Here is a 20,826-nt window from a genome sequence, read left to right on the forward strand (position 1 = left end):
GGAGTGCGGTCAGTGGCTGTTGGTGAGCTTGCCGTGGAGGTCGGCGCTGGGTTCGTTCAGGCCGGTGATCTCGACGGTTTTGCCGCGCTGCCTGTACTTGGTCTCGATCGCGTCCAGGGCGGCGACGGAGGAGGCGTCCCAGATGTGGGCGGCCGAGAGGTCGATGACGACCTCGTCCGGGTCGCCCGCGTAGTCGAACTGGCCGACCAGGTCGTTGGAGGAGGCGAAGAACAACTCGCCGGTGACCCGGTAGACGACCGTGTGGCCGTCGGGGTCGGTGACGGCGGTGACGTGGGCGAGGCGGGCGACGCGCTTGGCGAAGACGACCATGGCGGTGACCGAGCCGACGACGACGCCGATGGCGAGGTTGGAGGTGGCGACCACGACGATCACGGTGATGACCATGACGGCGATCTCCCCGGCCGGCATCCGCTTGAGCGTCCTGGGCGCGATGGAGTGCCAGTCGAAGGTGCCGAAGGTGACCATGACCATGACGGCGACCAGGGCGGCCATGGGGATGTCGGAGACGACCGGGCCGAAGACGATGCACAGCACCATCAGGAAGACACCGGCGAGGAAGGTGGAGACGCGGGTGCGGGCGCCGGAGACCTTCACGTTGATCATGGTCTGGCCGATCATGGCGCAGCCGCCCATGCCGCCGAAGAAGCCGGTGACGATGTTGGCGATGCCCTGCCCGATGGACTCGCGGGTCTTGGAGGAGTGGGTGTCGGTGATGTCGTCGACGAGCTTGGCGGTCATCAGCGACTCCATCAGGCCGACCAGCGCCATGGCGAGGGCGTAGGGGGCGATGGTGGTCAGGGTGTCCAGGGTGAAGGGCACGTCGGGCAGGCCCGGGACCGGCAGCGAGGACGGCAGTTCGCCCTTGTCGCCGACGGTCGGCACGGCGATGCCGGCCGCGACGGTGATCACGGTGAGGACGACGATGGACACCAGCGGCGCCGGGATCACCCTGGTGACCTTCGGGAAGAACACCATCAGCGCCAGGCCGCCGACGATCAGCGGGTAGACCGGCCAGGGCACGTCGTGCATCTCCGGCACCTGCGCCATGAAGATCATGATGGCGAGGGCGTTGACGAAGCCGGTCATCACCGAACGGGGCACGAACCGCATCAGCCTGGCCACGCCCACCGCGCCGAGGACGATCTGGAAGAGGCCGGCCAGGATGACCGTCGCGACGAGGTAGCCCAGGCCGTGTTCCCGGTTCATGGGAGCGGTGACGAGCGCGACCGCGCCGGTGGCGGCGGAGATCATCGCACGGCGTCCGCCGACGATGGAGATGGTCACGGCCATGGTGAAGGAGGCGAACAGGCCGATCGCCGGGTCGACACCGGCGATGATGGAGAACGAGATGGCCTCAGGGATCAGGGCCAGGCCGACGACCAGCCCGGCCAGGATCTCGGTGCGCCAGACCTTGGGATCGCTCAGCCAGTCCGGCTTGAGGCCGCGCAGGCGCGCGGCGGGAGTCACAGCAGCGGAAGACAAGGAAATGTGTACCTGTCCGTGTTCGGGCACACCCGTCGGCAGCCGGGGCGTGCGGGAAGGATGCGCGGGGCCGGGCCGACACTCCGCGGACGGCCCGCGGGACGGGCCGGAAGTCGTGGGAGACAGACATGAGGCGGCGGCGCGCGCACGGGCGGCCCGGCGGCTCACATCGGAGGGCGAAGGGTCACGGCGGGCAGGCGGCGGCGATCGGCGTCATGGACTCGCGCACGCTCTCTCCTGCAAGAATCGGAATCTTCGCCGGGGGCGCCATCGGCCCCGGAACGGCAACAGCGGGGCAGCGCGGCCACCCTCACCGTCAACGACTCTACCCTAACGTTAGAGTAGAGGTCGATGGGGTCGCGCGGGACGCGGCCCGGGACGGCGGGAAGGGCCAGGGACACGGGCGTGGACGGCAAGCACATGCAGATCGGCGAGGTCGCCGCGCGGACGGAGCTGTCCCTGCGGACCATCCGGCACTACGAGGAGACCGGCCTGGTCATTCCCTCCGCCCGCTCCCAGGGCGGGTTCCGCCTCTACACCGAGACCGACGTCGCCCGGCTCATGGTGATCCGCCGGATGAAGCCGCTCGGCTTCACCCTGGAGCAGATGCGCGACCTGCTGGACGCCACCGACCGCCTGGACAGCGGCGACGCTCTCGACGCCGGCGAGCGCGAGGCCCTGCTGGAGCGCGTACGGACCTACGAGCGGGCCGCGGCCGAGCAGGTGGAGAAGCTGCGCGTCCAGTTGGCCCGTGCCGAGGACTTCGCCGCCACCCTGGGCGCCCGCCTGGAGCAGAGCGCTCCGACCGCTCGCGCCTAGAGCCGCGGCCGGGCGAACGACCTGCCCTTACTGCTACGAACCCCGTTACGGGGTCGACTGCGGGCCGCTGGGGCCGCCCTGCCGGAAGGTCGTCCAGATGCTGGTGGCAAGCCCTACGAGCTGGACGACCATGAACGCCACAGAGGCAAACCGCATCTGATAGATATACAGGATCAGACCCGCCCTGGAGGGCCAGTAGCGCCGCTCACTCGTGAATGTCTGTACATCCATGACCAAGCCGGTGAATGTCATCACCGACGTGAAGGCGGCGATAATCGCGATCGTTTCCTGCACATCATGTCCGCTGAGTTCACCGAGCAGCCGGTGGGCACAGACGGGAATGGAAAAAACGATGGCCACGTAAAACGCCTTCGTCGGTCCGTACCGGCCGGGGAGGCTCCGCCACAGCGCTCCCATGAAGAAAGCCGCACCCACCCAGGTCAGCTGCCATGTGAGAATGATCAGCATGATGTAGACGAAACCGCTGGGGTAGGTGATGGTGGATTCCCAGGCCTGGCCGCCGACCACGTCATGCCAGTACATCAACCCCGTCCCGGGAAGGCCGACAAAGCAGGCGATGATCGCGCACCTGCGGGCGTTCGCCCACCATGTGGCCATGGGGCCGCAAGCGAAGGCCACGTCGACGAGCCTCACTCCTTCGGGCAGGAACCGGTCCATCTGATCGATGTCCCGCTCGATCGCCTCTCGAGCCGCCGTCGACTCGACAGGGTTCCCGGAGCCCAGATGGTGAAGGCAGTTCTGAAGGTCCCGGTAACGCCGGACCATGCGCAGCAAACCCGATCGGTCGGCCATCGAGATCACTTGGCCCAAGGGGCGGTTCCCGATCGCAGGCCGCGCCAGCACGGCCTTTCTCCTCCCCAGGGAAAGCAGCGTCCAAACCGACAGAAGACCGAGCAGGACACTGACGAAGTAACCATCGACCCCGAAGTAGATTCCTCCTCCGGATGACACGACCAGCGTGAAGATGAGCATGAGGAAGAACCGCTCCGAGGCGGTCGGCGTGAACGAACTGCCATCTTTACGCTCGGCGCGGCACACGTGAAGGGCGCCCCAGGGGACCAGCGCGAGCAGAGCCAAAGAAGCCGTAGCCCACAGGGTCGGCAACACAAGGCGCGGAAAGTCCCACCACCAGTTGTCGAAGTGCCGACGCAGATTGCTCCCGTAGGTCGGCCATCGGGTGTCGGCAAGCCAGCTGATGCGGTCCCAATAGCTCCGATAGACCAGGTATGCCCACAGAACCGTCAGACCCGACAGGAGGACGGACAAAGAAACGACCAGCCATGAAGGCAATGACCGACCGATCATACGCAGGGCTCGCCCGGCCGAGAGGAACGCACCCACGCAGAAAAAGGAAACCGCAGCCACGCACGCGAGCGGCGCCACCCAGGAGCCGGCCCAGAGCCCGGCGACAACAACGACCACACAGCACGGGATCACCAGCAAAGGCTTGGGAAGCTTCCCGAAAACACACAGGGCGGCCCCCAGAAACAGAAGCGTGAACAAGTAAAAGACCGCACCATATCGATGAGACCCGAAGAATGTCTGCTGCAAGAAATCGAGGAGGTTGTCGCCCATGTAGACGAGCACCCCGAGCCCCGTCGACAAGAGCGCCCAGGAGCGCAGTGCACCAAGTGCTTTTCTCTCGCCCTCGGCGGGCCGCCGCGCGAGGCCCTGCCGGAGTTTCCTTCCTGCGATGAGCAGGAGGACTCCGTCGAGGACGTAGGCTGCCGCAGAGGATCCGCTGTCCAGCCCCACAGCTTCCCATGGCTGGTCCGGCGACACCGTCTTCGCATCCCATTGCTGCGCCGCCGGCGGACGGAAACTCACCGTGAATTCAGTCGGTTTCTTGTTCTGCCACTTCAGTACGGTGCCGTCCTTACCGATGGCGGACTCCGGACTGACGGACCACGCCCGGGGCCCGCCCGTCTGGACCTCCACGTTCTCCCACGTCGCCTGGCCGAGACTCCGCGGAGGATCCAACCGAACGGTCCAGACGTCCGACCCCGCCTCCAGCGACCACGGGCCGACCTTGAACTCGCCGAGCCACCGCACCGAGACCACAGCCTCATAGTGAACCGCCACCTTCTTCCCGTCGGAGTCGACTGTGAGCGGCCTGGGTCGCCGCTCGTCGAAGTCGAGCGGATTGTCTTCCCGGCCCTTTTCCAGCAGGCAGCGAAGCACCTGGCGGTACTCGGACGCGCGAGTATCCAGCAGAAGATCCGCTGCGTGTTTCCAGCTCGCCGGGATCTCGATGTCCATGACGCTCTTGACTTTGCTGTAGTCGAGACCTCGGTGATCGAAATCCACCAGCGCGGTGACTTTGACACCGCGAACCTGTTCCACACCGCAGGTGTCCGCCTGGTCCGCTGCCGCGGACGACATACCCGTGCCGGCCGGCACGGCGAAGACGGCCAGCACCAAGAACAGCAGGAGCAGCGGCTCGGAAAGTGCGCGACGGATCACCAGGTCAGGATCTCCCGGCGAACTCATCGGCCTTTCGGCGGCGCAGCGGACGTGGGCAGGTCCACTCCGACAGCCGATGCGTCGGGCGGGGTGCTGGCCGAAACCCGGCTTCAGTCGCCCAGCAGCGGGTTGGGCAGCGGCAGGTAGCGGGCGTCCGCGCCGTCCGCTGCCGTCCAGCGCAGCAGCAGGTTGGTCTTGCCGGGCAGGGTCGGCGCGGTGAGCAGCGCGGGGATCTCGGGCAGGTCGTGGCGGGCGAGTTCGCGGCGGACGGCGGGCCACGGGTCGTAGCCGGGATGGTGGTCGGCGAGGGCGCCGGCGATCTCGGTGAGGTGGTTGACGACCAGGCAGTACACCAGCCGTTCCCAGCCGGCCGCGCGGCTCACGTCCGGCAGCAGCTTGGCGCCCTCGGCGTCCCGGAACAGGGCCTGCGCGGGGGTGCCCGCCGCGTCCACGGCGACCAGGGTGTTCTGCAGATGGGCCTCCAGGACCACCCCGTGGGTGCCGAACGCGGTCAGGGCGGGCGGCACGACCTGCCGCAGGTACGCCTCCCACCAGCCGGCCGGGTCGTCGGTGGCGGCCAGCGGGCTGCCCTCGAAGCCCTCGGCGAGGCCCGCCGCGAGCAACGGGGTGGTGCCCGGCAGGAGGTGGCCGCGCAGCCCGTCGCGGACCAGTACGGCCAGTTCCTCGAAGGCGAAGGCGGCGGTGCGGTAGCCGCGGTCGCTCAGCCAGGCCGCGGGCGGGCCCATCGCCGCGAAGGCGCGCCCGGCGGCGGTGTCGGTGCGGCGCAGCCGGCGCAGGTCGTGGCGCCACAGCCGGCGGATGTCGTTGGTGATGCGCACGTCCAGGCTGAACTTCAGGAACAGGTCGCGGCGGGGCTCGTACACCGTGCGGACGGCGGCCGTCGGCCAGACCGGGAACGCGGTGGTGCCGAGCCGCAGCAGCCGGCCGTCGGCGAAGGCGGGGGCGAGTTCGCGGGCGACCAGGTCGAGCTGCCAGGGGTGGGCGGGCAGCAGCCGGTAGCCGGGCGGGGCGGTGCCGAGGGCGTCCAGGGCGCCGGTGTCGCCCTCCTCGGTCACCTGGTCCTCGCGGACGCCGAGCAGCGCCAGCGGGAACCGGGCGTGCGCCTCGGGGGCGTAGGGCAGCCAGGACGCGACCGGGCCGCCGCCGCGCGCCTTGGGGGCCGGGTGGTAGGGGTGGCCGGTGAGCAGGGACTGCTCGGAGCGCAGGTACGGGTCCGCGGGGGGCGTGGCCCGGGCGCGGGCGGTGAGCAGGGCGGCGACCGCCTCCCGGCTGTCGATCATCTCGGCGGGCAGGTCGCCGCCGGGCAGCCCGGTGTGCCGACGCAGCACCTCCGCGACCAGTTTGACCAGTTCCGGATGGCCGATCCGGTGCCAGGCGCCGGCCGCGTACAGCTCGGGGTCGGCGGGCCGGCGCCCGGCGCGCACCCGTAGCAGCCGGCCGTCCGGCAGCCGGTGCACCCGGCGGTCACCGGCGTCCGGCGGCCGGTGCGCCGTGCGATCCGCGGCAGCCGGCGGCCGGGACGCCCCCCGGTCTCCGGCAGCCGACGGCCCGGACGCCCTACGGTCTGCGGTGTCCGGCAGCCGGGGTGCCCTACGGTCTCCGGCGTCCGGCAGCGGGGGCGGCGTGCGGTCCGCGGCGTCCGGCGGCTGGTGCGGCCGGCGGTCGCCGGCGGTCGGGAGCGGCACGGCCACCTCCCGCAGCAGGCAGTTGAGCAGGGGCGCTGCCGCGTACGCGTCGGCCAGCCGGCCGGCCTCGCCGGTGGGGGGTGTGAGGTCCACGCGTTCCATTCGTCCGTCGTCCAGGGGTCCACGGTCGTCCCGGCGCACGCGGGGCGCGTCGGCGGGAAGCCGGGGACGGTCAGTATGGCTGCCGTGCCCGGCGGTCCCCACCCCTGCCGTACGCGGGGCTACGGACATTGCCGTACCCACCCGGTCCCGCCACAGCCGTCCCGGCCGCGCCCCGCACCGCCGTCTCGGCCATTCCCGGCACTGCCGTACCCGGAGGTCCCCGACAATCGTGCCGTGCCCCGCCTACCCCAGGAGCCGACCGTGCCCCCTGCTTCCGCCGCCGAGTCCGTGATCGCCGAGGAACTGGCCGCCGTGCGGCCCGGACTGCTGCCCGGTTACGCGGCGGAGCTGCCCGGCGCGCGGGCCGCCGTGCTGACCCGGCTGTGGCGGGCGCTGGCGTACGAGCCGCTGCCGTTCGTCACCGGCCGGGAGTCCGGGGCGCACGGGCTCACGGTGCGCCTGTCCGGCGGGCGGCGGCTGCGCGGGCCGCACGCGGACCCGTACGCCACCGCCGCGTACGTCACCGCCGTACACCTGGACCGGGAGCGGTACGACGATCCGGCCCGGCTGATGGGCGCGCTCGGGGGGCCGGGCGCGTCCGGGTTCGTGGCGGAACTGGCGCACAGTGTGGCGTCGCTGGCGCTGTCCCGGGCCGGCGCGGAGCAACGGGGGCCGGCGGACTGGCCGGTGGGGGTCCCCTCGGCCGAGGGCCGGGGGCGGGACTGGGAGTGGGAGCGGCGGGTGACCGACGGGCACCCGTTCCACCCGGGCTGCCGGTCCCGGCCCGGTTTCTCGGTGGCGGAGCAACTGGCGTACGGCCCCGAGCACGGTCCGGTGGTGGAGCTGGGCACGGTGCCGGTACCGGCGGCCGACTGCCTGGTGTCCGGGCAGTGGCCCGCGGAACTCCGGGACGGCGGGCGGCTGTTGCTGCCGGTGCATCCCTGGCAGGCCGCGCATGTGCTCAAGCGGTCGTACGACGTGTGGCGCCCGGCCCGGCCGCTGATGTCACTGCGTACGCTGGCGCTGCTGCCCGGTGGTCCGCATGTGAAGACGGCGCTGAGCGCCCGGCTGACGTCGTCGGTGCGGGACATATCCGCCTACTCGGTGCGGGTGGCGGCGCCGCTGTCCGCCTTCGCCGAGGACCTGGTGGCGCGCGCCGACGGACTGCTGCACCTGACCCGCACGCTCGGGGCGGTCACCGCGCACTCCCCCGACCTGGCCGCGCTGCTGCGTGAGCCGCCGGAGGTGTACGCGGGGCCGGGTGAGCGGGTGGTGCCGGTGGCCGCGCTCGCCACCACGTCGCTGCCCGGCCGCCCGGGCTGGCTGGCCGGGTTCGCGCGGCTGGCGCTCACGGTCGGCCTGCGGCTGCTGGATCTGGGCGTGGCGCTGGAGGCGCACGGACAGAACCTCCTGGTGGTGCTGGCGGCGGACGGCACTCCGCTGCGGCTGGTCTACCGCGATCTGGCCGACATCCGCGTCAGCCCCGCCCGGCTGTCCCGGCACGGCATCACCCCGCCCGCCCTCACCGGCCGCCTGATCACCGACGACCCCACGGCCCTGCGCCGCAAGCTCTTCGGCTCCCTGCTGTCCGGTGCCCTGGCCGGCACGGCGGGCTCCGCCCACGCCCTGGCCACCGCCCTGGAGGCGGCCCTCCCGGACCTTCCCCCGACCCCGGACCTGCCCGCCCTGTGCGAGGCCCCGCTCCCCGCGAAGGCGCTGACCCTGATGCGGCTGTCCCCCGCCGGAACGGGGGACCTCTGGACGGAGTTGCCGCATCCGCGGTCGACGGCGCTCCGAGTGGGTGCCGGGCCGGCCGGCGGACCACGGCGTTGACCCCTTCCTCTGCGTTCGCCGGGGCACCGCTCAGCGAGGGAAGGGAGTTGCCCTCGCCCGGTGTCCCGTCGAGGTCTCGTACGGGGCGTCCACCACGATGCCGTAGCGCCGGACCAGGGCACGTACGTCACCTGTGGGCGGGGTGCGGTCCTCGGTCACCGGCCCGGCCCTGCCCGCTCCCGTCGCCTCCCGCGCCCACCGCCCGCGCCCACCCGGCGTTTTGGAGTCCGGCGTGTCTGATCAATAAGATCCGGCGATGATCAGAAGACAACGGCTGGCGGTGGGGGTCTGTGCTCTGTTCGCCGCCCTGACCGCCGGGATCGCGTTCCCCTCCGGCGCGGTCGCCGACGAGACGGAGCAGGACGCTCCGAAGGTCGAACTCGTGCTGGACGTCAGCGGTTCCATGCGGGCCCGGGACATCGACGGCGGCACCCGGATGGCCGCGGCGAAGCAGGCGTTCAACGAGGTGCTGGACGCGACGCCCGAGGAGGTCCGGCTCGGTATCCGTACGCTCGGCGCCAACTACCGCGGCAACGACCGCAAGGAGGGCTGCAAGGACACCGCGCGGCTCTACCCGGTCGGCCCGCTGGACCGGACCGACGCGAAGGCGGCCGTGGCCACGCTGTCGCCCACCGGCTGGACCCCGATCGGGCCCGCGCTGCTGAAGGCGGCGGACGACCTGGACGGCGGCACCGGCACCCGCCGTATCGTGCTGATCAGTGACGGCGAGGACACCTGCCAGCCGCTCGACCCGTGCGTGGTGGCCCGGGAGATAGCGGCCAAGGGCATCGGCCTGACCATCGACACCCTCGGCCTGGTGCCCGACGCCAAGACCCGCGCCCAGCTCAGCTGCATCGCGGACGCCACCGGCGGTACCTACACCGACGTCCGGCACAAGGACGAACTGAGGGACCGGGTCGGCCAGTTGGTGGACCGGGCGGCGGACCCGGTGGTGACCCCGGTCGCCACCGAGGGCGCCGACCGGTGTGAGAAGGCCCCCGTCCTCAAGTCCGGTCTCTACACCGACCGCGAGGAGTTCGGGCAGCAGCGCTGGTACAAGGTGGACGTCGAGCCCGGCCAGGAGCTGCGGGCCTCGGTGAGCGTGGCGGACGACCGGGCCGTGAACCCCCACTACGGGGTGCTGCTGCGGGCGGTGACCGTGCACGGCCGGGAGATCGTGCGCGGTGAGGCCGCGGGCACCGGCCGTACGGACGTCATCTCCACCGGCCTGCGCTATCCGAAGCAGGACAGCGACGACGACTCGGCGCCCGCGGAGACGGTGTGCCTCCAGGTCACCCAGTCCTTCGCGGCGGCCTCGGGCGTGAAGACCACGCCGGGTCTGCCACTGGAGCTGACCATCGACGTGGTGGACGGCCCCTCGGGCCACCACGACGTGGCCGCCTTCGGCCTCGGCCGTGGCTGGTGGCTGCTCGGCGCCCTGGTGCTGGCCGGCTTCCTCGCGGGTCTGCTGTGGGGCTGGCTGTCGCGCTGGCGGGTCTCGGTCTGGAGGACGAACTGATGCGGATCACACGCGTGCTGGGTGCCGCGCTGCTGGCGGTGGGGCTGGCCGCCGGGCCGGCCGCCGCCGACTCCTCGCCCTCGCCGGGCGCCTCGGCGGGCGACGACGCGCCCACCCAGGCGGGCACCTCGTTCCGTACGGCGGCGGAGATCGAGCAGGGCGAGCGGGCCACCGCCTCCGGCTCCACCGGTGACTACCTGTACTGGTCCTTCCCCGCGGACACCGGGCAGCGCCCCACCGTCAAGGCGGCGGTGAAGCTCCCGGCCCGGCACGGCGCCGAGACCTGGCAGCTCGACGTGTACGACGGGCTGCGGCGCCGCCAGGCCTGCCAGTACGGCGCCCAGTCGCGCACCGCCGCGCCGGACGCCGGCTCCGTCGAACTGGCCTGTGTGCTGCGTACGGTGCGCGGCTGGTCGGAGCCGTGGGCCAACGACCCGCTGCCGGGCACGTACTACATCCGGCTGACGGTGGTGGACCTCGCCGACTCCGACCTCGGCCAGCCGGTCGGCGCCGAGGTGCGCGTCGACTCCGAGGACATCGGCGGCGCGGCGGCGGTCGACGGCTCGCTGGGCAAGCCGCTCGTCCCGGGCATCGCCGTCAAGTCCGGTCAGGAGAAGGAAGGTTCGAAGGGGGCCGTGCTGTCCAGCTTCGGCCGCGACGGCTGGTCGTCCGGCTGGTGGTCGGACCGCTGGGTGTGGACGGGGATCGGCGGTGTGCTGGCCGCGCTCGCCGGCATCGGCGGCTACGCGCTGACGCGCGGGTCGGGCCGGCCGTCCCGGGTGCCGCCGGGCGCCTGAGCCGCACGGCACCACAAATCACGCGAAGGCCCGCCGCTCCGGCGGGCCTTCGCCGTTGTCACCCCGGCCGCCGCTTACCGCGTCACGCCTCGCGCAGCGCCTTGGCCAGCGTGCCCTCCCCGGTCACCGTCACCCGCCCGTCCCGTACCGCGTCCGGCAGGGTCAGCTCGCCGCGGGCGACGGCCTCGCAGGTCGCCGCGTCCATCACCAGGCGGGCGTCGGCCGGGCCGGGGGCGGGCCCGTCGCCGTAGACCGGTCCCTCCTCGGCGCCGACGTGGAGGTGGAACTCCCCTTCCTCCAGCCGCACTTCGAGCACACCCTCGCCCTCCAGCGCGCGCAGCAGCGGCAGCGCGAACCAGTGCGCCCGCACGGCGTCGGTGGGCCTGCGCTCGCCCAGTTCCCGCGCGCCCCAGGTGCCGAGCGCCTGGAGGACCGGCAGCAACTCGCGGCCACGACCGGTGAGTTCGTACACGTACGCGGCGCCCGGCGGGGGCAGCCGGCGCCGGGTGGTCAGGCCGTCGCGCTCCATCTCCTTCAGCCGGGAGGCGAGTACGTCCGTGCTCACGCCGGGCAGGTCCGCGTGCAGGTCCGTGTAGCGGCGGGGACCGGCGAGGAGCTCCCGGACGATCAGCAGGGTCCAGCGGTCGCCGACCAGGTCGAGGGCGCGGGCTGCGGAACAGTACTGGTCGTAGCTTCGGCGAGGTGACATGCGACGCAGTGTAGACGCGTTGTTGGACTTTCCAAGCTCTCACTTGGTAAAACCAAGCAACACGAGTTTCCGGAGGGGCCCATGGAGTTCCGGCAGTCCAACAAGCTCAGCGAGGTGTGCTACGAGATCCGCGGCCCGGTGATCGAGCACGCCAACGCGCTGGAGGAGGCGGGGCACAGCGTGCTGCGCCTGAACACCGGCAACCCCGCGGCCTTCGGCTTCGAGGCGCCGGAGGAGATCCTCCAGGACATGATCCGGATGCTGCCGCGGGCGCACGGCTACACCGACTCCCGGGGCGTCCTCTCCGCCCGCCGCGCGGTCGCCCAGCGCTACCAGACCCTGGGCCTGGACGTCGACGTGGACGACGTCTTCCTGGGCAACGGCGTCTCGGAACTGGTCTCCATGGCCGTCCAGGCGCTGGTGGAGGACGGCGACGAGATCCTGATCCCCGCGCCGGACTTCCCGCTGTGGACGGCCACCACCACACTGGCCGGCGGCAAGGCCGTGCACTACCTGTGCGACGAACAGGCCGACTGGAACCCCGACCTGGCCGACATGGCGGCGAAGATCACCGACCGCACCAAGGCCGTGGTCATCATCAATCCCAACAACCCGACGGGCGCGGTCTATCCGAAGGAGATCGTCGAGGGCATCCTCGACCTCGCCCGCCGGCACGGCCTGATGGTGTTCGCCGACGAGATCTACGACCAGATCCTCTACGACGACGCCGTGCACCACTCGGCCGCCGCGCTCGCCCCCGACCTGGTCGTCCTCACCTTCTGCGGGCTGTCCAAGACCTACCGGGTGGCGGGTTTCCGCTCCGGCTGGCTGGTCGTCACCGGCCCCAAGCAGCACGCCAAGGACTACCTGGAGGGCCTGACCATGCTGGCCTCCATGCGGCTGTGCGCCAACGCGCCCGCGCAGTACGCCATCCAGGCCGCACTCGGCGGACGCCAGTCCATCCGCGAACTGACCCGGCCCGGCGGCCGGTTGCACGAGCAGCGGACCGTGGCCTGGGAGAAGCTCAACGAGATCCCCGGCGTGTCCTGCGTCAAGCCCAAGGGCGCGCTGTATGCCTTCCCGCGCATCGACCCCAAGGTGCACCCGATCCACGACGACGAGAAGTTCGTGCTGGACCTGCTGCTGCGCGAGAAGATCCAGGTGGTCCAGGGCACCGGCTTCAACTGGCCCGCCCCCGACCACTTCCGCATCCTGACCCTGCCGCATGCGGAGGACCTGGAGGCGGCCATCGGCCGGATCGGCAGGTTCCTCGCCGGGTACCGGCAGTAGGAAGCCGGTCAGGAGCGACAGCAGAAAGCCGTTCCGGGCGGGAGAGTTGGCCCGTTTCGCTCGCTTGTGCGAAGATCACCGCGCATGATCGGGGGCCTTCCGCGACGAGCCCTCGGTGCGCGCCCGACCAGCGCCGCACCGCGGCACACCGCACCGCCGCGCCCCGGTCCGCTCCATCGACCAGGGGGAAGCAGCAGTGTTCTCGTACCGAAACCCGGATTCCTGCGGACATCCGGACTCGCCCAAAAGACCGGACTCGCCCAAAAGAGCCTCCGTGCGCGGCGATCGCGGGGCGGTCGTCGCCCTGCTCTGCGCGGCGCTGACCGCGATCGCGGTACCCGCCGCGCGGGCCGGAGCCCCCGGACCGGCCGCAGGGCCGGAGGCACGGGCCGCCGCGGCGCCCGCGCCCGCCGCCGGGCAGGAAGCGCGGCAGGCGGCACGCTTCTGGACCGCCGAGCGCATGGCCGCCGCCCAACCGCTCGACGCGCTGCGGCAGGCGCGGACGGCGCCGTCGTCCGCGGCGGCCGCCGCGGCCCGGCCGAAGGGCACCCTGTTCCAGGGCACCCGGCTGGTCGGCACGTTCTTCGGCTCCGACGGGCCGCGCGGCACCACCTGGCACTGCACCGGCAGCGTCATCGACACCAAGGCCCGGAACATCGTGCTCACCGCGGCCCACTGCGCGCGGGGCATGAAGGGCGACTTCGTCTTCGTCCCGAAGTTCGTGAAGGGCGCGGCCCCGGACCGGCAGCCGTACGGCATCTTCCACATCCAGCGGATCTTCGTCGACCCGCGGTACGTGCCCGACCGGGGCTCGTCCACCACCAAGAAGGCGGCGTCCGACCTGGACACCGCGTTCGCCCGGGTGTCGGCCAACCAGTGGGGCAAGTCCCTCCAGGACGCGGTGGGCGGCGGACTGACCCTCACCCGGCCCGCCGGCTACACCCACCGGGGCGTCACCGTCGTCGGCTACCCCTCCCACCGGCACAACGGCGCCGGACGCGCGGTCAAGTGCACCGTGTCCACCAGCCAGTTGCGCGGCTACCGGCAGCTGTCGATGACCTGCGGCGGCTACTACGGCGGGGTGTCCGGCAGCCCGTGGATCACCGACTACAAGGACGACGCCCGCACCGGCCACGTCATCGGCAACCTCGGCGGCTACAACGGCGGCGGCAACGACGCCAACGTGGACTACATCAGCTACGCCACCGCGTTCGGCGCCGACGCCGCGAACCTCCTCGCCCGCGCCGTCGCCGACAAGGCCCCGCCCGCCGACCTGCCCCCGTACCGGGGCCTGAGCGGCAGCCTGCCGGGCGGCGCGGGGCGCTGGCGCAAGGCCGCGTTCACGGCGTCGGGCGAGTACACCGGCGACCGGCACGGCGATCTGCTGGTGGTGTGGTCCGACGGCGGAGTCACCCTGTACCCGGGTGACGGCAAGGGCGGCTTCGGGGCGGAGAAGCGACTGCGGCCGGCCAACTCCACCTGGACCCACGCCCGTACCGTGGCCGGGGGCACCTTCGGCGGTGGCCGGCGGGCGGGGCTGCTGGTGCGCTGGTCCGACGGCGAGGTCACCCTCTACCCGCAGCCCGGCCCCTCGGGCCTCGGCCGGGAGATCCGGATGGCGGCGCCCGGCTCCGTATGGAAGAACGCCGCCCAGTTCACCGCCGGGGCGTTCCGCGACGACGGCGGCACCGGCCTGCTGGTCCGCTGGGCCGACGGCGGGCTCTCCCTGTACCCCCGGGTGGGCGCCGACGGCCTCGGCACCGGCACCCGGCTCCTTCCCGCGGGCGGCGCCTGGACCAAGGCGGCCCTGCTGACCGGCGGCGACTTCGGCGGTACGGCCGCCGGGGACCTGCTGGTGCGCTGGGCGGACGGCGCGCTCGACACGTACGCCGGCACCTCGGCCGCGGGACCCAGCACCAAGTACCGGGTGCGCGGTCCGAACAGCCTGTGGCAGCGGGCGCGGGTGCTGACCGCCGGTGCCTTCCGCCACGACGGCCCGGCCGACGACCTCGTCGTGTGCTGGTCCGACGGGGAAGTCACGCTGTACGCCGACACCGGCACCAAGGCCCTCGGCACCGAGTACACGCTGGTCCACCCCGGCACCTGACCACACCACGGCACTTCCAGGGGGAACGATGCCCGCCACCACCCGACCGGCCGGCGGCCTCGCCGCGCTCACGGCCGGCCTCACGCTCGCCGCCGGCCTGACGCTGACGGCCTGCGACACCACCACGACCGCCACACCGGGCACCGCCACGACCGCCACACCGGACGCCACCGCACCGCCCTGCCGGACCGCCGCGCTGACCTGGACGCTGTCGCTGCTCGACGGCGACGGTGTCCATGGTGCCGACGGCGCCGAGCGGGGAGGCGACCGGTCCGGGGCGCGCCTCACCGCCGTCAACAAGGGCTCAGGGGCCTGCCTGTTCGCGGGGTACCCGGGCCTGGCGATCCACAACGGCAAGGCGGACGGCATCGAGGGCGCCGGTTCCGGACGGCCCGCGGCCGTCGCCCTGCCCGGCCACGCGGCCGTCAGCGTGGACCTCCGCTACACCCGACGCGGCACGCCGGGCGCGGGCACCTGGTGCGTACGGCAGCACGAGGCCGCCGTCACGGCGCCGCACGACACCCACGGCACGGTCGTCCCGGTCACCGACGCGCACGGGAAGGCGGCCGTGCTCGACGCATGCGGGGAGACCATCGCCATGGCCCCGCCACGCCGTACGGGGGCCGGAACCTGACGGCGGCGGGACACCGGGGAACGCCGTCTGGCGCAGTCCGTCCTGCGGGCGGCGGCGGCCCTGTGGCACCGTGCCGTCATGGGTGACCTCTTTCTCGTCCGGCACGGGGAGACCGAGTGGTCGCGGTCCGGGCGGCACACCGGCCGGACCGACGTGCCGCTCACCGAGCGCGGGCGGGACGAGGCGCGCCGGCTGGTCCCGCTGATCCGCTCGCACCGGATCGGAGCGGCCTTCGTCAGCCCCCTCCAGCGGGCGCGCGAGACCGCCGAGCTGATCGGCATCCCGGACGCGCGGGTCGACGCCGACCTGTGCGAGTGGGACTACGGCGGGTACGAGGGCGTGACCACGCCGGAGATCCAGCGGAGCCGGCCGGGCTGGTTCCTGTTCACCGACGGGGTCGCGCCCGGTCCCCCGGGCCGTCCGGGCGAGAGTCCCGAGCAGGTCGGGGAGCGCGCCGACCGGATGCTGGCCAAGGCCGACGCCGCGCTCGCCAACACCGAGGGGGTCGTCGTGCTGATCGCGCACGGCCACTTCCTGCGCGTCCTCACCGCCCGCCGCCTAGGCCTGTCGCCCCGGCACGGCGCCCTCTTCCAGCTCGCGACGGGAGCGCTGTGCCGCCTCGGCACGGAACACGGCCGCCCCGTCCTGGCGGGCTGGAACATCCGGCCTCCGGAGTAGCGACGGCGTGCGGAGACGGGGTGACGGTCCCGGCACGCCTCGGCTCGTGACGGGGGCCGGACGACGCACGGATACCGGCCCGGTGAGGGGGCGTCCCGGTCGGCGATCCGGCGCCCCCGCGGGCGGCGGCGAAGGGGCGCGTCCCGGGTGGCATCCCTCCGCATGCCACCGGCGGTGATCCACCGCTGACCGGCCGTTGTCAGACCCCGGCCGTACTCTTCGACTGGGGCCGTATGACGGGCCCTGCGGCCGTCCGTGCGGGCGGGGCCGCCCAGTCAGCGGTGCCGGAAGGAGCTGCCCGTGACCCGACCGCCGACCGCCGCTCAGCGGCGGGTGATCGAGGCCGCCGATCCGGTCACCGGCCGGCTGCGCGGTACGCCGGCCCAGCTCGCGGCGCTGGTGAAGCGGGGCCTGGCCTTCCGGCACCCCCGGCCGCCGCACGACCACTTCCTCACCCCGGCCGGCCATCGCGTCCGGGAGGCGATACCCGAGCCGCGGGCGGAGTCCGCGCCGGACGCGGGGGTGTTCACGGCCCGGGTCGGCGGCGAGGAGGAACCACCGGTGTCCGGACCGGGCCGGCTCCGCGAGGTGCACAGCGCCTGGCAGGGGCTGCTGGAGCTGCGCAGGATGACGAATCCGGACGGTGCCGTGGACCGGCCGTGCGGCTGGGAGCGGACGCATCTGGTGCGGGCCGCGGCGCTGGCGCTGGAGGCGGGCGGGCACCGTCCGGCGGGCGGGGACACGGACGGGTACCGGGTCCGGGCGACCCCGCAGCCGGAGGCGGTCGCGGTGTACGCGCCGGACCCCGCGGCGCTTGCGGCCTGCGCGGCGACGCTTCGGGAGGCCGGCTGGCAGGCGGGCGAGTACACCGAGCCCAGGACGAGGACCCGCTTCCTGCTGGCCTCGCCTCGCCGGGTGTGACCGGCGTGTCAAGATCGGTGGACCACAGAACCGAACGGCGCGGAACCGAACGGCGCGGAACCGAACGACCGCAGCACCGAACGACGCGACACCGAACGACCGCAGGAACCCAACGACCGCAGCACCGAACACGAGAAGGGCACGCAGTGGCCGAACCGTTTTCCGTCCGGGTGACCGTCCGCGGCTACGAGACCGACACCCAGGGCCATCTCAACCAGGCGGTATACCTCAACTACGCCGAGCACGCCCGCTGGTCGTTGCTCCAGGCCGCCGGGATCAGCCAGGCCCGGCTGGTGGGCCAGGGCGTGGGCCCGGTGGCCCTGGAGACGACCATCGGCTTCCGGCGGGAGCTGCTCGCCGGCGACGAGGTCGACGTGACGTGCGCCTTCGAGTGGGGCGACGGCAAGACGTTCCGCATCCGGCAGGAGATACGCAAGACCGACGGCACGCTCGCGGCCGAGATCACCGCGGTGAGCGGCATCCTGGACCTCACCGAGCGCAAGCTGGTCGCCGACCCGCGCGCGGTGCTCAAGGAACTGACGACGGACCCCGGCCTGTTCGGCCTGTAGCCCCGGGCATGGAAAGGGGGCCGGGGGTGACGGTGTCCCCGTCTCCCCCGGCCGGGCCGGCGCCGGTGCCGGTGGCAGCCCGGGCGCCCGGTGTCAGCGGACGGCGGCGATCTCCTCCCCCGACTCCATGGGATGGGTGACGTCCTGCGCCTCGCGGCCCTTGCCGAGGTGGTTGAAGAGGAGGTTGAGCACCACGGCCGTGACACAGCCGGTGGAGATGCCCGAGTCCAGGACGATCTTCGCGGTCTCCGGGAAGGAGTGGTAGAACTCCGGCGCGGTGATCGGGATGATGCCGACCGCCAGGGACACGGCCACGATCAGCACGTTGTTGTCCTTGTCCAGGCCGGCCCGGACCAGGGTCTGGATGCCGCTCGCGGCGACCGAGCCGAACAGCACGACGCCGGCGCCGCCGAGGACCGGCCGGGGCACGACCGCGATGAGCGAGGCGGCCATCGGACACAGGCCCATCAGGACCAGGAAGCCGCCGCCGGTCGCGACGACGTACCGGCTGCGGATGCGGGTCATCGCGACCAGCCCGATGTTCTGGGCGAAGGCGCTGCACATGAAGCCGTTGAACAGCGGGCTGAGCGCGGAGCCGAGGGTGTCGGCGCGCAGGCCGGCCGCGATGGTCTTCTCGTCGGCGGGCCGTTCGACGATCTCGCCGAGGGCCAGCATGTCGGCGGTCGACTCGGTCATCGAGACCACCATGACCACGCACAGGGAGAGGATCGCGGCGAGCTGGAACTGGGGGGCGCCGAAGTGGAACGGGGTGGGGAAGCCGACCACGTCGGCGTCGGCGACCGGGCCGAAGTCCGTGACACCGAACGGGATCGCGAGGAGCGTGCCGACGACCAGGCCGATCAGCACGGCGATCTGCTTGACGAAGCCCCGGGTGAAGCGGCGCAGCAGCAGGACGATCAGCAGGGTGAGGCCGGCCAGGGTGAGGTAGGTGGTCGAACCGTAGTCGTCGGCCTGGGGATCGGGCCCCTGGGCCCAGCCGAAGGCGACGGGGAGCAGGGAGACACCGATCAGGGTGATGACGGTGCCGGTGACGACCGGCGGGAAGAAGCGGATCGCCTTGCTGAAGAAGGGAGCGGCGACGAAGCCGAGGAGGCCGGCGACGATGACCGCGCCGAAGATGATGGGCAGGGCGTCGGACTTGTCCTCGGTGGCGGCGACGACCGCGGTCATGGGGGCGACACCGGCGAAGGTGACGCCGTTGACGAACGGCAGCCGGGCGCCGATCTTCCAGATGCCGAGCGTCTGGAGGAAGGTGGCGAGGCCGGCGGTGAACAGGCAGGCGCCGGTGAGAAAGGTCAGCTCGGTCGCGCTGAGGCCGATGGCCGCGCCGACGATGAGCGGGGGTGCGACGACACCGGCGTACATGGCGGCCACGTGCTGCAGTCCGCTGGTCGCCATTTTCAGGGCGGGGAGTTTCTCGTCTACGGGATGGGCGGCCACGGCGGCTCCTCCGGGCGGGTGACACGTCATCGTCGACGTGGGTTTCATGGAGGTGGTGCGGGGTCGTGCGGGACCCTCGCAGGGGGGTGGCGAAGATGAGCGGTGACGAGTGTGTGGGGGTGTGGGGCGGCGTGGGGGTGTGTCGGGCGTGACGGGATCTGTGGGGGCGGACCGTCTCCGGGGGCGTGCGTCCACACGCGCCCCGGAGACGGCATGACCGTGGATCCCGCTCGGATCCACGGGTCCCGGCCGGGAGCCGTCCCTCCCGGCCGGAGTCTTGGGGGTGGCCCGCTGCTCAGTCCTGAGCGGCGATCCGGGCCAGGCGCCTGGCCTCCTCGCGGGTGCTGACGGCGATGGCGTCCTCGTCGGCGGTCAGCAGGCGGCCGTCCGCCACGATCTGCCGGCCGTTGACGAAGGACGCGGTGACCGGGGCGGGCGCGCCGAAGACCAGCGCGGTCACCAGGTCGGTGATGGAGGCGTGCGCGAGGGTGTCCATCCTCCACAGCACCACGTCGGCCAGTTTGCCGGGCTCCAACGAGCCGATCTGCGCGGCCCGGCCGAGGACCTGGGCGCCGCCGTAGGTGCCCAGGCGCAGCGCCTGACGGGCGTTCAGCGCGGCCTCGCGGTGCGCGCCGAGCCGGTTGATCAGCAGGGCGTTGCGCAGCTCGGTGTGGAGTTCGCCGGACTCGTTGGAGGCGGTGCCGTCGACACCCAGGCCGACCGGGACGCCGGCCTTCAGCATGTCGGGTACGCGGGCGATGCCGGCGGCGAGGCGGGCGTTGGACGAGGGGCAGTGGGCGACACCGGTCTTCGTGCGGGCGAAGGCGGCGATGTCGGAGTCGTTCATGTGGACGCAGTGCGCCATCCACACGTCCGCACCGAGCCAGCCGGTGGACTCGAAGTAGTCGGTGGGGCCCATGCCGAACAACTCGTGGCAGAACTTCTCCTCCTCCACCGTCTCCGAGCCGTGGGTGTGCAGCCGCACCCCCAGCCGGCGCGCCAACTCGGCTGCCTCGCGCAGCAGTTCGGTGGAGACCGAGAACGGGGAGCAGGGGGCGACCGCCACCTGGGTCATGGCGTCGAAGGAGGCGTCGTGGTACCGCTCGACGGTCTCCTCGGTCGCCCGGAGCGCGCCCTGGAGCGTCTCCACGGCGAAGTCCGGGGGCAGCCCGCCGTCCTTCGCGCCGCGGTCCATCGAGCCGCGGGCCAGCGTGAAGCGCACCCCCATCTCGGCGGCGGCCCGGATGATCGAGCCGGACAGGTCGCCGGAGCCGCGCGGGTAGACGTAGTGGTGGTCCATGGCGGTGGTGACACCGCCCCGGGCCATCATGGCGAGGGAGCCCTGCGCCGCCGCGTACGTCATCCGCTCGTCGATCCGCGCCCAGACCGGGTAGAGCGCGACCAGCCAGTCGAACAGGTTGTGGTCGGTGGCCAGGCCCCGGGTGATCCACTGGTAGAAGTGGTGGTGGGTGTTGACCAGACCGGGGGTGGCCAGGTGGCCGCGCCCGTCGATCCGGCGCACCACGTTCTCCAGTCGCCCGGGGGCCTCGCCCGCGCCGACCGCCTCGATCCGGTTGCCGGCGAGGACGAGGTACCCGGAGGCGTACTCGGTGTCATCCGCGTCCACGGTCGCGATCGCGCAGTTCTCGATGACGACGCGGTGGGCTGCCGATGGTGCCATCTGCTTCCTTGTC

General features: G+C 72.5%; 16 protein-coding genes. 10 read left to right on the top strand and 6 right to left on the bottom strand.

The features are described 5' to 3' along the window. Window positions 1-9: 9 nt before the first annotated feature. On the bottom strand, window positions 10-1,503 hold the full coding sequence (locus Srubr_RS20780; protein ID WP_189990410.1) for a SulP family inorganic anion transporter: 1,494 nt from the start codon (window positions 1,501-1,503) through the stop codon (window positions 10-12). Between the two features lie 405 nt (window positions 1,504-1,908). Here Srubr_RS20780 and Srubr_RS20785 point away from each other — a divergent pair, with 405 nt between their 5' ends. After that, a complete protein-coding gene (locus Srubr_RS20785; protein ID WP_189990409.1) occupies window positions 1,909-2,322 on the top strand; it encodes a MerR family transcriptional regulator in 414 nt (137 codons plus the stop codon). 45 nt (window positions 2,323-2,367) lie between these two features. On the opposite strand, the gene Srubr_RS20790 is transcribed toward Srubr_RS20785, so the two are convergent. Beyond that, window positions 2,368-4,806: a DUF6185 family protein gene (locus tag Srubr_RS20790; RefSeq protein WP_189990407.1), complete on the bottom strand. Its 2,439-nt coding sequence runs from the start codon at window positions 4,804-4,806 to the stop codon at window positions 2,368-2,370. Between the two features lie 110 nt (window positions 4,807-4,916). Further along, entirely contained in the window at window positions 4,917-6,614 is a 1,698-nt protein-coding gene (locus tag Srubr_RS20795; RefSeq protein ID WP_373313356.1) for an IucA/IucC family protein, read from the bottom strand. Window positions 6,615-6,875: 261 nt separating this feature from the next. Between Srubr_RS20795 and Srubr_RS20800 the strand changes: the two genes are divergently transcribed. The 3 genes from Srubr_RS20800 to Srubr_RS20810 all read left to right on the top strand — a co-directional run bounded on the left by Srubr_RS20800 (window position 6,876) and on the right by Srubr_RS20810 (window position 10,763). After that, window positions 6,876-8,447 (top strand): IucA/IucC family protein, encoded by a 1,572-nt coding sequence (locus tag Srubr_RS20800; protein ID WP_189990405.1) that lies wholly within the window; start codon window positions 6,876-6,878, stop codon window positions 8,445-8,447. Window positions 8,448-8,703: 256 nt separating this feature from the next. Continuing rightward, on the top strand, window positions 8,704-9,966 hold the full coding sequence (locus Srubr_RS20805; protein WP_189990402.1) for a VWA domain-containing protein: 1,263 nt from the start codon (window positions 8,704-8,706) through the stop codon (window positions 9,964-9,966). Next, window positions 9,966-10,763, top strand: coding sequence for a hypothetical protein (locus Srubr_RS20810; protein WP_189990400.1), 798 nt, complete (start codon window positions 9,966-9,968; stop codon window positions 10,761-10,763). The genes Srubr_RS20805 and Srubr_RS20810 overlap by 1 nt, the downstream gene beginning before the upstream one ends. An 82-nt stretch (window positions 10,764-10,845) precedes the next feature. Here the strand turns inward: Srubr_RS20810 and Srubr_RS20815 are convergent, their stop codons facing one another. Then, on the bottom strand, window positions 10,846-11,472 hold the full coding sequence (locus Srubr_RS20815; protein ID WP_189990398.1) for a winged helix-turn-helix transcriptional regulator: 627 nt from the start codon (window positions 11,470-11,472) through the stop codon (window positions 10,846-10,848). Between the two features lie 81 nt (window positions 11,473-11,553). On the opposite strand from Srubr_RS20815, the gene Srubr_RS20820 reads away from it, so the two are divergent. From Srubr_RS20820 to Srubr_RS20845, 6 genes are all read left to right on the top strand, one after another. Then, the gene (locus tag Srubr_RS20820; RefSeq protein WP_189990396.1) at window positions 11,554-12,762 is read left to right on the top strand and encodes a pyridoxal phosphate-dependent aminotransferase; all 1,209 of its coding nucleotides are present in this window, start codon (window positions 11,554-11,556) and stop codon (window positions 12,760-12,762) included. 274 nt (window positions 12,763-13,036) lie between these two features. Beyond that, window positions 13,037-14,869: a trypsin-like serine peptidase gene (locus tag Srubr_RS20825; protein ID WP_229926452.1), complete on the top strand. Its 1,833-nt coding sequence runs from the start codon at window positions 13,037-13,039 to the stop codon at window positions 14,867-14,869. A 28-nt stretch (window positions 14,870-14,897) separates the two neighbouring features. After that, window positions 14,898-15,503 (top strand): DUF4232 domain-containing protein, encoded by a 606-nt coding sequence (locus tag Srubr_RS20830; RefSeq protein ID WP_189990394.1) that lies wholly within the window; start codon window positions 14,898-14,900, stop codon window positions 15,501-15,503. A 78-nt stretch (window positions 15,504-15,581) separates the two neighbouring features. Then, window positions 15,582-16,181 (top strand): histidine phosphatase family protein, encoded by a 600-nt coding sequence (locus Srubr_RS20835; protein WP_189990392.1) that lies wholly within the window; start codon window positions 15,582-15,584, stop codon window positions 16,179-16,181. A gap of 300 nt (window positions 16,182-16,481) precedes the next feature. After that, the gene (locus tag Srubr_RS20840; RefSeq protein ID WP_189990391.1) at window positions 16,482-17,102 is read left to right on the top strand and encodes a hypothetical protein; all 621 of its coding nucleotides are present in this window, start codon (window positions 16,482-16,484) and stop codon (window positions 17,100-17,102) included. Window positions 17,103-17,248: 146 nt separating this feature from the next. Next, window positions 17,249-17,671 (top strand): acyl-CoA thioesterase, encoded by a 423-nt coding sequence (locus Srubr_RS20845; RefSeq protein WP_189990389.1) that lies wholly within the window; start codon window positions 17,249-17,251, stop codon window positions 17,669-17,671. Window positions 17,672-17,764: 93 nt separating this feature from the next. On the opposite strand, the gene Srubr_RS20850 is transcribed toward Srubr_RS20845, so the two are convergent. Both Srubr_RS20850 and Srubr_RS20855 read right to left on the bottom strand, forming a co-directional pair. Continuing rightward, window positions 17,765-19,132: a nucleobase:cation symporter-2 family protein gene (locus Srubr_RS20850; RefSeq protein ID WP_189990387.1), complete on the bottom strand. Its 1,368-nt coding sequence runs from the start codon at window positions 19,130-19,132 to the stop codon at window positions 17,765-17,767. Window positions 19,133-19,427: 295 nt separating this feature from the next. Then, window positions 19,428-20,813: an 8-oxoguanine deaminase gene (locus Srubr_RS20855; RefSeq protein WP_189990385.1), complete on the bottom strand. Its 1,386-nt coding sequence runs from the start codon at window positions 20,811-20,813 to the stop codon at window positions 19,428-19,430. Window positions 20,814-20,826 lie beyond the last annotated feature (13 nt).

Origin of the sequence: Streptomyces rubradiris (assembly GCF_016860525.1) — a bacterium.
Taxonomy (GTDB): domain Bacteria; phylum Actinomycetota; class Actinomycetes; order Streptomycetales; family Streptomycetaceae; genus Streptomyces; species Streptomyces rubradiris.